A 12,756-nucleotide genomic window follows, 5' to 3' on the forward strand; every position below is an offset into this window, starting at 1 on the left:
AGAATCTCACCGGTGTGAACCGGGTCGATCGGCTGGGCAACTTTTACAGCTTAGCTCAATCCGAGTGGCGAAACCAAATCCGCACTCTCGGTTGATCCAGTGTGATCGTCAGACGCCCTGCGTACATCCTCGTGTCCCGGGCCTCTCGGCTCCGGGTCGGTGTCCGTGTCGCTCTGACTCGAAATAAGTTACGTGGTGCCGCTTACCATGTCAAATCGCCTGTTCAGGAAGGGTTTCCGACCCGCTGCACGTCGGCGCCGAGCGAACGCAGGTTCTCCACGAACCTCGGATAGCCCCGATCGATGTGGAAGACGTCGTGCACCTCGGTGACGCCGTCGGCGACCAGACCCGCGAGTACCAGGCCCGCGCCGGCCCGGATGTCCGAGGACCACACCGGCGCACTCGACAACCGCGGAATTCCGCGGACCACCGCATGGTGACCATCGGTTCGGGCGTCGGCGCCGAGCCGGATCATCTCCTCGACGAAACGGAACCGCGCCTCGAAGACGTTCTCGGTGATCATCGAGGTGCCGTCGGCGATCGCGGCCAGTCCGATGGCCATCGGTTGCAGGTCGGTCGGGAAGCCCGGAAAGGGCAGGGTCGCGAAGTTCACCGCCCGCGGGCGCTCCGGCTGTACGACGCGAAAACCGTCCGGTTCGAACGAGATTCGCGCACCCGCGGAGCGCAGCTTGTCCAGCACCAGCGAGAGATGCTTGGGATTGATCCCCTGCACGCGCACATCGCCCAACGTCATGGCCGCGGCGATTCCCCAGGTGGCGGCCACGATCCGGTCGCCGATCACCTGATGGGTCGTCGGCGAGAGCTTGCGGACGCCCTCGATGGTGAGCACCGAGGTGCCCGCACCGCCGATCCGCGCGCCCATCCTGGTCAACATCGTGCACAGGTCGACGATGTCCGGCTCGCGGGCGGCGTTGTCGATGACCGTCTCGCCCTCGGCGAGTACCGCGGCCATCAGGATGTTCTCGGTCGCGCCGACCGAGGGGAAGTCCAGCCGGATCCGCGCGCCCTGCAGCTCGTCGGCGCGAGCCACCACACAGCCGTGCTCGATCTCGCTGGTCGCGCCCAGCAGACGCAGACCCGTCTGATGCATGTCCAGCGGCCGCGAACCGATCGCATCACCGCCGGGCAGCGCGACCACGGCCCGGCGGCACCGGGCCATCAGCGGACCCAGAACACAGACCGAGGCGCGGAACTGGGTCACCGCCGGGAAGTCGGCGTGGTACTTGGGCTCGGCCGGAGTGTCGATGGTGACGACGGATCCGTCGACGGTCACATCGCAGCCCAGACCCCGTAGCACCTCGGCCATCAATGGCACGTCGAGGATGTCGGGGCAGTTCGTGATCGTCGTCGTGCCCTCGGCGAGCAGCGCGGCGGCCATCAGTTTCAGGACGCTGTTCTTGGCGCCGCCGACCTCGACCTCACCGACGAGCCGACTGCCTCCCGTCACCAGAAACCGTTCACTCACAGCGCCCCCTCGACGGGGCTGGCCTGCGCCGGGCGTGCCGCACGCTGTGTCGGTGGTTGACTCACGGGGGCCAGCCTAACGGGCCGGACCGTCGGTCGTGGCCTCTCCGTCGGTCTCGGATTGACCCGCGGCACCAGGACGCCACAGGATGTCACCCTCCGGATTGGCCACCCGGCCGAGGATGAACAGCAGATCCGACAACCGGTTCAGATATTTCGCGGGCAACACGCTGGTGTCGTCGGGATGCGCCCGCACCGCCGACCACGCCGAACGTTCGGCTCGGCGCACCACCGTCCGGGCGGTGTGCAGCAGCGCGGCCAGCGGCGTGCCACCAGGCAGGATGAACGAATTCAACGGCGCCAGTTCGGAATTGAACTCGTCGCAGTACCGCTCGAGTCGATCGATGTAGGACTGCGTGATGCGCAGCGGCGGATACTTCGGCTCGGCCACGACGGGTGTGGACAGATCCGCGCCCGCGTCGAACAGATCGTTCTGGATCCCACGCAGCACCTCGACCATCGCCGCTTCGGGCTGTCCCAGCGCAATTGCGACACCGATCGCGGCATTGGCCTCATCGCAGTCGGCGTAGGCGACCAGCCGGGGATCGGTCTTGTCCACTCGCGAGAAATCGCTCAATCCGGTGGTGCCGTCGTCGCCGGTCCGCGTATAGATCCGCGTCAGATGCACACTCATGCTCCCCCGCCTCTCCGGGTGTTCTGGATGATCACTGGGCGCACATCCTCCACTATCCCGGACGACGCCGAATCCGTTCGGACGGACGGGACTCGACCCAGGACAGGAACGCCGCCAGCGAACCGCGATCGAGCGCGAGCTCATAGCTGCCGTCACCGTCGGAGACCGCGATCACGATGATGTCGTCGGTCATGATGTCGTACTCGTCGCCGACCGGTCCGCGTCGATCGACCACCTCGATGCCGAGGCGCCGGATCGTGGAATCCGCACCGAATTTCAGGCTGGTCAGCTTGTAGAAGACCAGCTGATTCTCGCGGTACCGGATCAGGCCGTGCCGCCAGCCCTGACCGCCCTTGGCCGGGAGCACCCGCAGGATCGCCGCCGTTCCGCCGCGACGCAACATCAGCAGCCGATAGAGCGAGGCCAACCCCAGACCGACAAGCACCAACACCAGAATGATCAGCAACGCCATTCCGGTCCGCAATCCAGGTCCGTCCCTTCAGCTCTGCCCCTGATGCCGGTGCAAGTGGCGTGCCATCCCATACAACGTCACTGTGTGGGCGAGTCTACAAACAACCCCGCACCGGAAATCGGCCGGTACACCCGAGTCGCGGGCGTTCTCCCGTACGGTCCGGGTCGAATCCGGCGCACTCGTGAAAAACCTACGGGCGCAAGGTGATCCAGAACCCGTCGAACGACGACGGCGACCGGGTGACCAGCACACACGCACTGGAACCCGGTCGCACGCCATGATCTACCGCGCGCACTCAGCCCATGCTGAACGGCGCTCCCCACACCGAGATGATGCTCTCCCCGGCATCGGTCGAGACATCGGCGAAGGTGAACGCCCGAGCCTGCGCGTATCCGCCGCACCCGTCGACCGCGAAGGTCTCGTCGGTCCAGCTGACGCTGGCGTGGTGTCCCTGCACGGTCGGGTGCGCCTTGTGGATCTCGTTGCCGTAATCGTCCGGCTGCTCGATATCGAGCAGATATTTCGTGACCGCCTGACCGGGAGCGACGGTCAACGTCTCGGTGGTGCCGATCGTCGGCACCGCGGGAGTGACCCCGGTGCTGCTGACCGAGGGATTCTCCGAACCGGAGTCGTCGTTGCTCAGCGACGCGATGTCCACCTGGCACCCGACGACGTATCCCGGATTGAGCTGAATCGAAGCCGAGGACGCACCCGGTCCGGAAACGTCGACGACCACCCGCGCGGAGGCCCACACGTTGCGATGCAGCGGCGTCGCGCCCATCGAGCCGTTGATCTTGGCCGACTGATTCAGCAGGGACATGTGCACGACCGTGCCGTCGCCGAGGGTGCGGGTGATCACGGTGTTCGGCTGCCGCATGAACGTGTCGGCATTCGCCGCGCCCGACGCGGACAACCCCAGGCCGACGGTCATCGCCGCCAGCAGAGCGATCACGCGGCCACGTCGCACAGATTTACCGCAAATCATGTGTTTCCTTCCGATCGTGACGATGTGATCAGCCGATGCTGAACGGCTGGCCGTACAGGGTGACCTTGTGATAGTCGGGACCGACGACCTCCACGACCGCGAACTGGCGGGCCTGCGCATATCCGACGCAACCCTGGATATCCATCGGAACATCCTGGTAATTCAGGTAATACCGGCCGGACCTGGTCATGTCCTTGTTGTCGATCTGCACCCATTTGACCTGGCCGGGGCTGATCGGGAAGGACAGCCCCGCGGCGAACGTCGGCGAATCGGACAGGCTCACGCCCAGGGACGGGCCGAACGATCCCAGCGCCACCTGGCATCCGACGAGATAACCGACGGTCAGCCCGGACGCGCCGTGTGTCGAGGAGTCGTTGGTGCCCGCGTTGTTCTGCGCGCCGTTGTTCGGGCCGATCACGCCGTCCGGAGTCTGGATGTCGACCGTGACGTCGCCGCTGACCCACGTGGTGCGCCCGGCGCCGTTGGCTGCCAGGGACGGCGAAACCACCGCGTGCTCACGCGTACTGGTGATTATTACCCCGGGTCCTTCGATATGGCCGTTCGGCAGCGGTACGAACGTGTCCGCTCGCGCGGCGCCCGGAGACCAGAGGCCGATCGCCGTGACAACCGCCCCCATTCCCACCGCGATACGCGTGAGCCAGGAACGATTACTTGCCGAATACTTGCTCATTCACTCCCCGCATCCTCATCCCGAGGCCGCAATACCCGAGCACATAGCGGCCACGCTGCGTCAATCAGTTGGTTGATCAGATGAAGCCGAAGTATTGCTGGAGTCAAATTACACGAGTGTGAGTAGGACCTGCCATTGGGCCCCCGAAGTACCGACGAACGTCCCCAAATGCCCGAAAAGGTTGTCGCGGAACAAAAACCGCGCGGCGGTCCGAAGATATCCGGACCGCCGCGCGGTGTATCGAATTATGTTGTCGCTGAAGAACTTCTCAGGGGCGAGCGCTCAACTCCACTGCCCGCAGACGACCTTCCGCAGCGTTCTTGTCCTGTTGGGAGGCATTCGGATCGGCGATCACCGCACGCGCGGCCTCGACGTCCACGTCGTCCGCGAAATCCGCCGTCTCGGCCAGAATTCGCACGGTCGCACCCGTCACGGAAAAGAACCCGCCGTTCACCGCGGCGACGATGCGCTCGCCCTCGGTGCCGACGATGGTCACGACGCCGCCCTCGACCAGCTGGCCCAGGACCGGCTCGTGGCCGTGCAGAATACCGATCTGCCCCTCGGTGGTCTGGGCGCTGACGAAACTCGCCTGCCCCGACCACAGCCGTCGCTCGATGGCGACCAGATCCACTGACATATCCGCCATGATGGACTACTTCCCGGCGATCTTCTTCGCAGCCGCCTCGACGTCGTCCAGGCCACCGCAGGAGTTGAACGCCTGCTCGGGGAAGTGGTCGAACTCGCCCTTGCAGACGCGCTCGAAGTCGTCGATGGTCTGCTCCAGCGGCACGACCGACCCCACCTGACCGGTGAACTTCTCGGCGACGATGAAGTTCTGACCCAGGAACTTCTCCAGGCGACGGGCGCGGCCGACGAGGACCTTGTCCTCCTCGGAGAGCTCGTCCATACCCAGAATCGCGATGATGTCCTGGAGTTCCTTGTACTTCTGCAGGATTCGCTTGACCTCGTTGGCCACCGCGAAGTGCCGATCACCCAGGATCGAGGCCTCCAGAATGCGGGAGGTCGAGGTCAGCGGGTCGACGGCGGGGTAGATGCCCTTCTGCGAAATCGGGCGGGAGAGCTCGGTGGTCGCGTCCAGGTGGGCGAAGGTGGTCGCCGGGGCGGGGTCGGTGTAATCGTCCGCGGGAACGTAGATCGCCTGCATCGAGGTGATCGAACGACCACGCGTCGAGGTGATGCGCTCCTGCAGCTGACCCATCTCGTCGGCCAGGGTCGGCTGGTAACCGACGGCCGAGGGCATGCGGCCCAGCAGGGTCGAAACCTCGGAACCGGCCTGGGTGAACCGGAAGATGTTGTCGATGAACAGCAGCACGTCCTGGTTCTGCACATCGCGGAAGTACTCCGCCATGGTCAGCGCCGAGAGGGCCACGCGCATACGGGTGCCCGGCGGCTCGTCCATCTGGCCGAAGACCAGGGCGGTGTCCGGGAGGACGCCCATCTCTTCCATTTCCAGGTGCAGGTCGGTGCCCTCACGGGTGCGCTCACCGACGCCCGCGAACACGGACGTACCGGAGAACTCACGCGCGATACGGGTGATCATCTCCTGGATCAGAACGGTCTTGCCGACACCGGCGCCACCGAACAGACCGATCTTGCCGCCCTTCACGTACGGGGTCAGCAGGTCGATGACCTTGATGCCGGTCTCCAGGATCTCGGTCTTACCCTCGAGCTGGTCGAACGGCGGCGGCTCGCGGTGGATGCCCCACTGCTCGCCGTCGCGGCCCAGGCCGGGGGTGTCCAGGCAGTCGCCGAGGGCGTTGAAGACGTGGCCCTTGACCGCGTCACCGACCGGCACCGAGATCGGCTTGCCGGTGTCCTCGACCTCGACACCACGGACCAGGCCGTCGGTGGGCTGCATCGAGATGGTGCGAACGATGTTGTCGCCCAGGTGCTGCGCGACCTCGAGGGTCAGTGTCTTGGCCACCGAGGGCAGGGTAACCTGCGCGTGCAGGGCGTTGTAGAGCTCGGGGATGGAACCCCGGGGAAACTCGACGTCGACGACGGGGCCGATGACTCGGGCGACGCGGCCTGTACCAGCGCCCGCCCGGCTCGTGTTCTCTTGAGTGACAGCTGCGGTCATTGTTCTCTTTCTGGATGGGCGGTGGGCTAGTCGCGGTCCGAGCTCGCTGCCAGCGCGTTCGCGCCGCCGACGATTTCGCTGATTTCCTGCGTGATGTTGGCCTGCCGAATCGAGTTCGCCTGCCGGGTCAGGTTGTTGACCAGATCATTGGCGTTGTCGGTGGCCGCCTTCATTGCGGTGCGGCGCGCGGCCGACTCCGAGGCCGCGGCCTCGAGCAACGACGAGTAGATGCGGGTGTTGATGTACTTCGGCAGCAGCGCGCCGAGCAACTTGTCCGCATCGGGCTCGAACTCGTACAGCGAGGAAATCTGCGCGGTCGGCGAATCGGACATCATGTCCTCGCCGAGGTCGTAGGTCTCCTCGATGATGTCCACGTGGATCGGCGCGAGCCGCCGAACCTCGGGCGTCTGCGACAGCATCGACACGAACCGGGTGTAGACGATGTGCAGTTCGTCGACACCGGCGATGGTGCCTTCGCCGGTCGGCGAGGGCACCTCCCCCTCGGATCCGGTCATGAACGCGTCCACCAGGTGGTTGCACGCGGCGGAGGCGTCGGTGTAGTGCGGCTGCTGGGAGAACCCCGTCCACGAGCCGATCGGACGCCGGCCGCGGAAGGTGTAGTACGACAGGCCCTTCGCGCCCATCACGTAGACCACCGGCTCCTTGCCCTCGGAGCGCAGCGTCGTCATGAGCTCTTCGGCGCGTTTGAGCACGTTCGAGTTGTACCCACCGCACATACCGCGGTCGCTGGTGATCACCAGGATCGCTGCCCGGGCAGGCTCGGCCCGCTCGGTCAGCAGCGGATGCGAGAGATTCTGCGATGCGCCGGCGAGTTCGCCGAGCACCTTGGTGATCTCCTCCGCATACGGCTTGGCCGCGGCGACCCGGGCCTGCGCCCTGCTGATCCGCGAGGTGGCGATCAGCTCCTGGGCCTTGGTGATCTTCTTGATCGAACTCACACTACGAATGCGGGAGCGCAATTCGCGAATATTGGCCATCAGCTATTCACTCCCTTCATTCGGTGTCCGGGGGCGGTGCGGGCGGACGCTGCGTGATGACGCAGGTCGCCGCTCGCACCGCGGTTGTCCGACAATCGCATTGGCTGCTCGCTGTTTACTTCTCGACGTGCTTGCGGTGGACGGACACGGATTCGACCTCTTCGTGATCCAGCTCGCCCGCTGCGGGCTCGTTCACCACGCGGCTGCCGTCGGAGGCGATGAAGCCCTGCTTGAACTTGTCGGTCTCGGCCTTGATCAGGTCCGCGGCCTCACCCTCGATCTTCTTACCGCCCTCGATCGCCTTGAACGCCGCGGCCGCGCTGCGGTGCAGGCTCTCGAGCAATTCGGAGTTGAACCGGCGGACGTCGCCCACCGGCACCGTGTCGTAGGCGCCGGCGTCGACCAGGAAGATCGAGACGATCTGGTCCTCGACCGCGACCGGGGTGTACTGGTCCTGCTTGAGCAGCTCGACCCAGCGGGCACCACGCTCGAGCTGAGCCAGCGAGGCGGCGTCCAGGTCGGAGGCGAAGGCGGAGAACGCCTCCAGCTCGCGGTACTGGGCCAGCTCCAGACGCAGCGAACCGGCGACCTGCTTCATGCCCTTGGTCTGCGCGGCGCCACCGACACGGGAGACGGAGGTACCGACGTTGATCGCCGGGCGCACGCCCTTGTTGAACAGGTCGGACTCCAGGAAGACCTGGCCGTCGGTGATGGAGATGACGTTGGTCGGGATGAACGCCGAGACGTCACCGGCCTTGGTCTCGATGATCGGCAGACCCGTCATCGAGCCCGCGCCCATCTCGTCGGACAGCTTCGCGCAACGCTCCAGCAGACGCGAGTGCAGGTAGAACACGTCACCGGGGTACGCCTCGCGGCCCGGCGGGCGACGCAGCAGCAGCGAGATCGCGCGGTACGCCTCGGCCTGCTTGGACAGGTCGTCGAACACGATCAGCACGTGCTTGCCCTGGTACATCCAGTGCTGGCCGATGGCCGAACCGGTATACGGCGCAAGCCATTTGAAACCGGCCGAGTCGGACGCGGGCGCGGCGACGATCGTGGTGTACTCCATCGCGCCGTGCGCCTCCAGCGCGGCCTTCACGCCCGCGATGGTGGAGCCCTTCTGGCCGATGGCGACGTAGATGCAGCGCATCTGCTTGGTCGGGTCGCCCGACTCCCAGTTCGCCTTCTGGTTCAGGATGGCGTCGATGCAGACCGCGGTCTTGCCGGTCTTGCGGTCGCCGATGACCAGCTGACGCTGGCCGCGGCCGATGGCGGTCAGCGCGTCGATGGCGGTGATGCCGGTCGCCATCGGCTCGCCGACGGGCTGACGCTCGAGCACCGAGGCGGCCTGCAGTTCCAGGACGCGGCGGTCGTCGGCCTCGATGTCGCCCAGGCCGTCGATCGGCGCGCCGAGCGGGTCGACCACGCGGCCGAGGAATTTGTCGCCGACCGGCACCGACAGCACGTCGCCGGTGCGCCGGACCGTCTGGCCCTCCTCGATGGAGTCGAACTCACCCAGGATGACCGCACCGATCTCGGTGTCCTCCAGGTTCAGCGCGACGCCCTGCACGCCACCCGGGAATTCGAGCAGCTCGTTGGCCATCGCCGAGGGCAGGCCACTGACGTGGGCGATACCGTCGCTGGTGTCGGTGACCGTGCCGACCTCCTCGATGGAGGTCTCGGGGGTGTATGCCTGGGTGTAGCTCTGGATCGCGCTACGGATCTCATCGGGGGAGATCGTCAGCTCCGCCATGTTCTTCCTGCTCTCGCTGTATTGGATTTGCCTGTGCGGGGGCGGCCTCCGTGGTTACGCTACGCTGCCGCCTCCGGCCGCTGACCCGCCCAGGCGGCCTGGTCTCGAATGTCGGGGTGGGTGGCCGCAGGTTACGTCAGGGACTGACGCAGCCGCTGGAGCCGGCCCACGGCACTGCCGTCGATCACATCGTCGCCGACGTGCACGACGACACCGGCCAGAAGGCTCGGATCGACCTGCACATGCACCGTGATCGGCTTGTCGTAGATGCGCTGCAGCGAGGCCGCCAATTGCTCGCGCTGCTGCGGCGTCAGTTCCGTCGCCGCACGCACATGGGCCACGATCTGCTTACGCAGCGACGCGGCCAGATCGGACAATTCATCGAAGACCACACCCATGTCACCGTGCGCGCGGCTGACCGCCTGCTCGGCCAGCTGCAGGGTGATGTCCTCGACCTTGCCGGTGAGCAGGCGCGCGACCAGCTCACGCTTGGCCTGCGCCGACTTACCGCGGTCGGCCAGTGCCTGCTCGAGATCCGGATTGTCCTCGACGACCCGGCCGAGCCGGAACAACTCGTCCTCGACCGCGTCGATGCGCCCGCGATCGGCGGCCGCACGCAGCAGCGCCTCCCGGCCGAGCAGCACCAGGGTGTCGACCAGATCCCGGCTGCGGGACCAGTCCTGGGCGACGGCCGTGGTCAGCACGGCCTGCGTGGCCGCGCTGATCTTGCCGCCGAACAGGCGTTCGGCCAGTTCGGCGCGGGCCGAACTGGACACCGACTTGTCCGCGAGCGCGATACGCAGCGAACGCTCGCCGTCCAGGACGTCGACCACGGCGAACAGTTCGGATCCCGTCGTGGCGGCGACGGTGTCACTCCCGGTGAGAGCAGCCGAAAGAGCTTCCCGTGCACGGGAATTCGCCTCGCGGCTCGCTGCGTACATGCTTCCCACTTTCACTGTGTTGGCTCCTGCCTGTGCGTGGCGGCCCGTGTGGTCGCACATCGCTGCCGCTTCCGGCCACCGACCCGCCCAGGCTTAGTTGGATTATGCCTGTACCCGACAACCGGCGTGGTGACGCCCCGCTGCTGACTCCGGTGGCTCCGGCCGCTGTCCCGCCCGGACATCTCGCTACCGTCCGACCCCGATACCGGCCTGCAGATCCAATTCTGCAAGGAAACGGTCGATGGATGCGGCCTGTTTGGCTTCATCGGCGACCGATTGTCCGATGATCTTCTCAGCCAGATCGACCGCGGTGTTGCCGAGTTCGGCACGAAGTTCGGTCACGATCTGCTGGCGCTGGGCCTCGAGCTGGGTGTGACCGGCGGCCACGATGCGGTCCGCCTCGGCCTGGGCCTCCGCGCGCAGTTGCGCGAGGATCTGCTGGCCCTGGCTGCGCGCCTCTTCACGAATGCGCGCGGCCTCGAGCCGGGCGTCGGCCAGCTGCTGCTGGTACTGCGCCAGCGTTTCCTGTGCCTGCGCCTGTGCGGTCTCGGCCTTCTCGAGCCCGCCCTCGATCTTGTCCGAACGCTCGTCGAGCACCTTGCTCAAGCGCGGGACGACGTACTTGAAGAAGACGACGGCGACGACGATGAAGACCACCGCCGACCAGAAGATGTCGTACGGCTCCGGCAGCAGCGGGTTCGGGTCCGAACCGCTCTCGGCCGCGAGCAAAACCATCCCGTTCATGGCAATCAGAAGATGAAGCCGGCGACGAGACCGATCAGCGCCAGGGCCTCGGTGAACGCGATGCCCAGGAACATGTTGGTCCGGATGGTGCCCTGCAGCTCGGGCTGGCGGGCGATGCCCTCGATCGCCTTACCGACGACGATGCCGACGCCGATGCCCGGGCCGATGGCGGCCAGGCCGTAACCGACCGCGCCGTAGCCCTTCACCGTCTGGGTGTTCTCGGCGAGGGTGGTGGCCACGTTGGAGAGGCTCATGAGATTTCTTTCCCTTTCTGTTGCCCACATCGCAGGGTGTGTGGGTCAGTTTGTGCGGTTGTCTGTGCGCGCCTGTGCGCGGTCAGTGTGAATCTGCGTGCTGCGCCAGGCCGATGTAGACGGCTGTCAGCAGCGCGAAAACGTACGCCTGCAGGAAAATCACCAGCATCTCGAACAGCGTGAAGGCGAAACCGCCGGCCAGCGAGAACGGGGACAGGCCCTTCATCCAGGCGGCGCCGTCGAACAGGAAGAACTGGGTGGCGCTGAAGAACAACACCAGCATGATGTGTCCGGCCAGCATGTTCGCCATGAGTCGCACGGTGAGCGTGAACGGGCGCAGGATGAACGTCGAGATGAACTCGATCGGAATCAGCAGCACGTGCATCACCGGCGGCACATCGGGCACCACGATGGACGAGCGCATGTACTTCCAGAAGCCGTACTTCTTGATGCCGATGTAGTTGAACGCGATGTACGCGACGATCGCCAGCACCAGCGGCATGCCGATTCGCGCGTTCGACGAGACGTTCAGGAACGGGATGACGCTGGAGAAGTTCAGGAAAAGGACAGCGAAGAAGATCGACGCGATGAGCGGAAAGTACTTCCTGCCGGTTTCCTTGCCGAGCACCTCGAAGCAGATCTGCTCGCGCACGAATACCAGGCCGTATTCGGCGACGTTCTGCAGGCCGCGCGGTACGAGTTTGGGGCTGCGGAACGCGAGCACCATGACGGCGATCAGCACCGCGGCCATGATGATGCGGATCAGCATCAAACGGTTGAGCTCGAAAGGCGTTCCGCCGAACAGCACCGCCGAAGGGAAGAAGTCTTGTAGCGACGGCGCATGGAACTCGCCCGCCAGAGTGGTGACGCTCAGCGTTCTCTCCCGTGTTCGGGCCGCAGGAAATAAGGGTCTCCCGCGGTTCGATCGGACATTGACGATCAGGTGGGTCGACTAGGGTCGGCTCGAAGTTCGTCAGCAGCTGAGGCGGGAAGAACCCGCTCGAGGCGTCTGTACGTCGGCGACATCGTCGACGGTGCAGAGCCGAACCCCCTCAGGTTCGGCACGGCTGCAAGCATACCGTCAATGGCGAGATCACAACGATCGCCCCCACTCATCGGATGCTTACGGTAAAGAGTTTACCAAGCCATCTACGACACTGTGTAGGGGGTATCGCTCACAGTTTTGAATGATCTTGGTCAGAGCCCTCGCCCGGCGGGGTGACGACCGGAACCCGTTGGCGCAGCACGCCGTACGTCTCCGAGCCCAGCACGATGAGCAGCGCACCCACCACGGTCAGGAACAACGCCATCGGGCTGTAGAAGTCGAAGTGCTTCAGCACCGCGACCACCACCAGGACAACCAGGAGTTTGCCGACCCAGCTGCTCAGCATCACCATGCCCTGGATGCCGGACTCCAATTTCGCACTGAAAAGCACCAGCGCGGCGGTGGTCAGAATGAAGAACCCGCCGATCGCCGAGCCGATCAGCGCACCCCAGAGTCCGGGCAGACCTGCGATGATCGTGGCCAGCACACACGAAATCACCACCAGCGCAATCAATCCGGCGATGCCGTAGCGCAGCGCCGCGCGCAGGGGGGCGTCGGGATGGGAGGGCGATGACGTGCTCACGGTGCGAAGT

The 12,756-nt window shown here is 65.6% G+C and carries 14 protein-coding genes; all 14 read right to left on the minus strand.

What is annotated here, in order from left to right:
- Positions 1 to 223: 223 nt before the first annotated feature.
- Positions 224 to 1,486 (minus strand): UDP-N-acetylglucosamine 1-carboxyvinyltransferase, encoded by a 1,263-nt coding sequence (gene murA, locus NM2_RS36660; protein WP_067679045.1) that lies wholly within the window; start codon positions 1,484 to 1,486, stop codon positions 224 to 226.
- Between the two features lie 75 nt (positions 1,487 to 1,561).
- A complete protein-coding gene (locus tag NM2_RS36665; RefSeq protein WP_067679047.1) occupies positions 1,562 to 2,179 on the minus strand; it encodes a cob(I)yrinic acid a,c-diamide adenosyltransferase in 618 nt (205 codons plus the stop codon).
- A gap of 52 nt (positions 2,180 to 2,231) precedes the next feature.
- Positions 2,232 to 2,651 carry a DUF2550 domain-containing protein gene (locus NM2_RS36670; RefSeq protein ID WP_067679048.1) on the minus strand — a complete coding sequence of 140 codons (420 nt, stop codon included), beginning with the start codon at positions 2,649 to 2,651 and terminating at the stop codon, positions 2,232 to 2,234.
- 295 nt (positions 2,652 to 2,946) lie between these two features.
- Positions 2,947 to 3,603 (minus strand): MspA family porin, encoded by a 657-nt coding sequence (locus NM2_RS36675; RefSeq protein ID WP_245718380.1) that lies wholly within the window; start codon positions 3,601 to 3,603, stop codon positions 2,947 to 2,949.
- 61 nt (positions 3,604 to 3,664) lie between these two features.
- Entirely contained in the window at positions 3,665 to 4,327 is a 663-nt protein-coding gene (locus tag NM2_RS36680; RefSeq protein ID WP_067679053.1) for an MspA family porin, read from the minus strand.
- 268 nt (positions 4,328 to 4,595) lie between these two features.
- On the minus strand, positions 4,596 to 4,973 hold the full coding sequence (locus NM2_RS36685) for a F0F1 ATP synthase subunit epsilon (RefSeq protein ID WP_067679056.1): 378 nt from the start codon (positions 4,971 to 4,973) through the stop codon (positions 4,596 to 4,598).
- Positions 4,974 to 4,979: 6 nt separating this feature from the next.
- Complete coding sequence (gene atpD / locus NM2_RS36690) at positions 4,980 to 6,428, minus strand: F0F1 ATP synthase subunit beta (protein WP_067679060.1); 1,449 nt, start codon at positions 6,426 to 6,428, stop codon at positions 4,980 to 4,982.
- Between the two features lie 26 nt (positions 6,429 to 6,454).
- Positions 6,455 to 7,426 (minus strand): F0F1 ATP synthase subunit gamma, encoded by a 972-nt coding sequence (locus NM2_RS36695; protein ID WP_067679063.1) that lies wholly within the window; start codon positions 7,424 to 7,426, stop codon positions 6,455 to 6,457.
- Positions 7,427 to 7,541: 115 nt separating this feature from the next.
- Entirely contained in the window at positions 7,542 to 9,179 is a 1,638-nt protein-coding gene (atpA, locus tag NM2_RS36700; RefSeq protein ID WP_067679066.1) for a F0F1 ATP synthase subunit alpha, read from the minus strand.
- Between the two features lie 131 nt (positions 9,180 to 9,310).
- On the minus strand, positions 9,311 to 10,120 hold the full coding sequence (locus NM2_RS36705) for a F0F1 ATP synthase subunit delta (RefSeq protein ID WP_067679069.1): 810 nt from the start codon (positions 10,118 to 10,120) through the stop codon (positions 9,311 to 9,313).
- A gap of 186 nt (positions 10,121 to 10,306) precedes the next feature.
- Positions 10,307 to 10,864: a F0F1 ATP synthase subunit B gene (locus NM2_RS36710; protein ID WP_067679072.1), complete on the minus strand. Its 558-nt coding sequence runs from the start codon at positions 10,862 to 10,864 to the stop codon at positions 10,307 to 10,309.
- 5 nt (positions 10,865 to 10,869) lie between these two features.
- Positions 10,870 to 11,118, minus strand: a complete 249-nt coding sequence (locus NM2_RS36715; RefSeq protein WP_067679075.1) for an ATP synthase F0 subunit C — start codon at positions 11,116 to 11,118, stop codon at positions 10,870 to 10,872.
- An 82-nt stretch (positions 11,119 to 11,200) separates the two neighbouring features.
- Positions 11,201 to 11,977 (minus strand): F0F1 ATP synthase subunit A, encoded by a 777-nt coding sequence (atpB, locus tag NM2_RS36720; RefSeq protein ID WP_501193639.1) that lies wholly within the window; start codon positions 11,975 to 11,977, stop codon positions 11,201 to 11,203.
- Between the two features lie 316 nt (positions 11,978 to 12,293).
- Positions 12,294 to 12,746, minus strand: a complete 453-nt coding sequence (locus tag NM2_RS36725) for a Cg1360 family ATP-synthase-associated protein (RefSeq protein ID WP_067679081.1) — start codon at positions 12,744 to 12,746, stop codon at positions 12,294 to 12,296.
- Between the last annotated feature and the right edge of the window lie 10 nt (positions 12,747 to 12,756).

The sequence above is a fragment of the Nocardia miyunensis NBRC 108239 genome (genome assembly GCF_001613065.1).
Classification (GTDB): Bacteria; Actinomycetota; Actinomycetes; order Mycobacteriales; family Mycobacteriaceae; genus Nocardia; species Nocardia miyunensis.

Coding starts and splice junctions, on each gene's coding strand:
- NM2_RS36695 (WP_067679063.1), bottom strand. CDS start 7,426: ATGGCCAATATTCGCGAATTGCGCTCCCGCATTCGTAGTGTGAGTTCG.
- NM2_RS36680 (WP_067679053.1), bottom strand. CDS start 4,327: ATGAGCAAGTATTCGGCAAGTAATCGTTCCTGGCTCACGCGTATCGCG.
- NM2_RS36685 (WP_067679056.1), bottom strand. CDS start 4,973: ATGGCGGATATGTCAGTGGATCTGGTCGCCATCGAGCGACGGCTGTGG.
- NM2_RS36665 (WP_067679047.1), bottom strand. CDS start 2,179: ATGAGTGTGCATCTGACGCGGATCTATACGCGGACCGGCGACGACGGC.
- NM2_RS36670 (WP_067679048.1), bottom strand. CDS start 2,651: ATGGCGTTGCTGATCATTCTGGTGTTGGTGCTTGTCGGTCTGGGGTTG.
- atpD (WP_067679060.1), bottom strand. CDS start 6,428: ATGACCGCAGCTGTCACTCAAGAGAACACGAGCCGGGCGGGCGCTGGT.
- NM2_RS36710 (WP_067679072.1), bottom strand. CDS start 10,864: ATGAACGGGATGGTTTTGCTCGCGGCCGAGAGCGGTTCGGACCCGAAC.
- atpA (WP_067679066.1), bottom strand. CDS start 9,179: ATGGCGGAGCTGACGATCTCCCCCGATGAGATCCGTAGCGCGATCCAG.
- NM2_RS36705 (WP_067679069.1), bottom strand. CDS start 10,120: ATGTACGCAGCGAGCCGCGAGGCGAATTCCCGTGCACGGGAAGCTCTT.
- NM2_RS36715 (WP_067679075.1), bottom strand. CDS start 11,118: ATGAGCCTCTCCAACGTGGCCACCACCCTCGCCGAGAACACCCAGACG.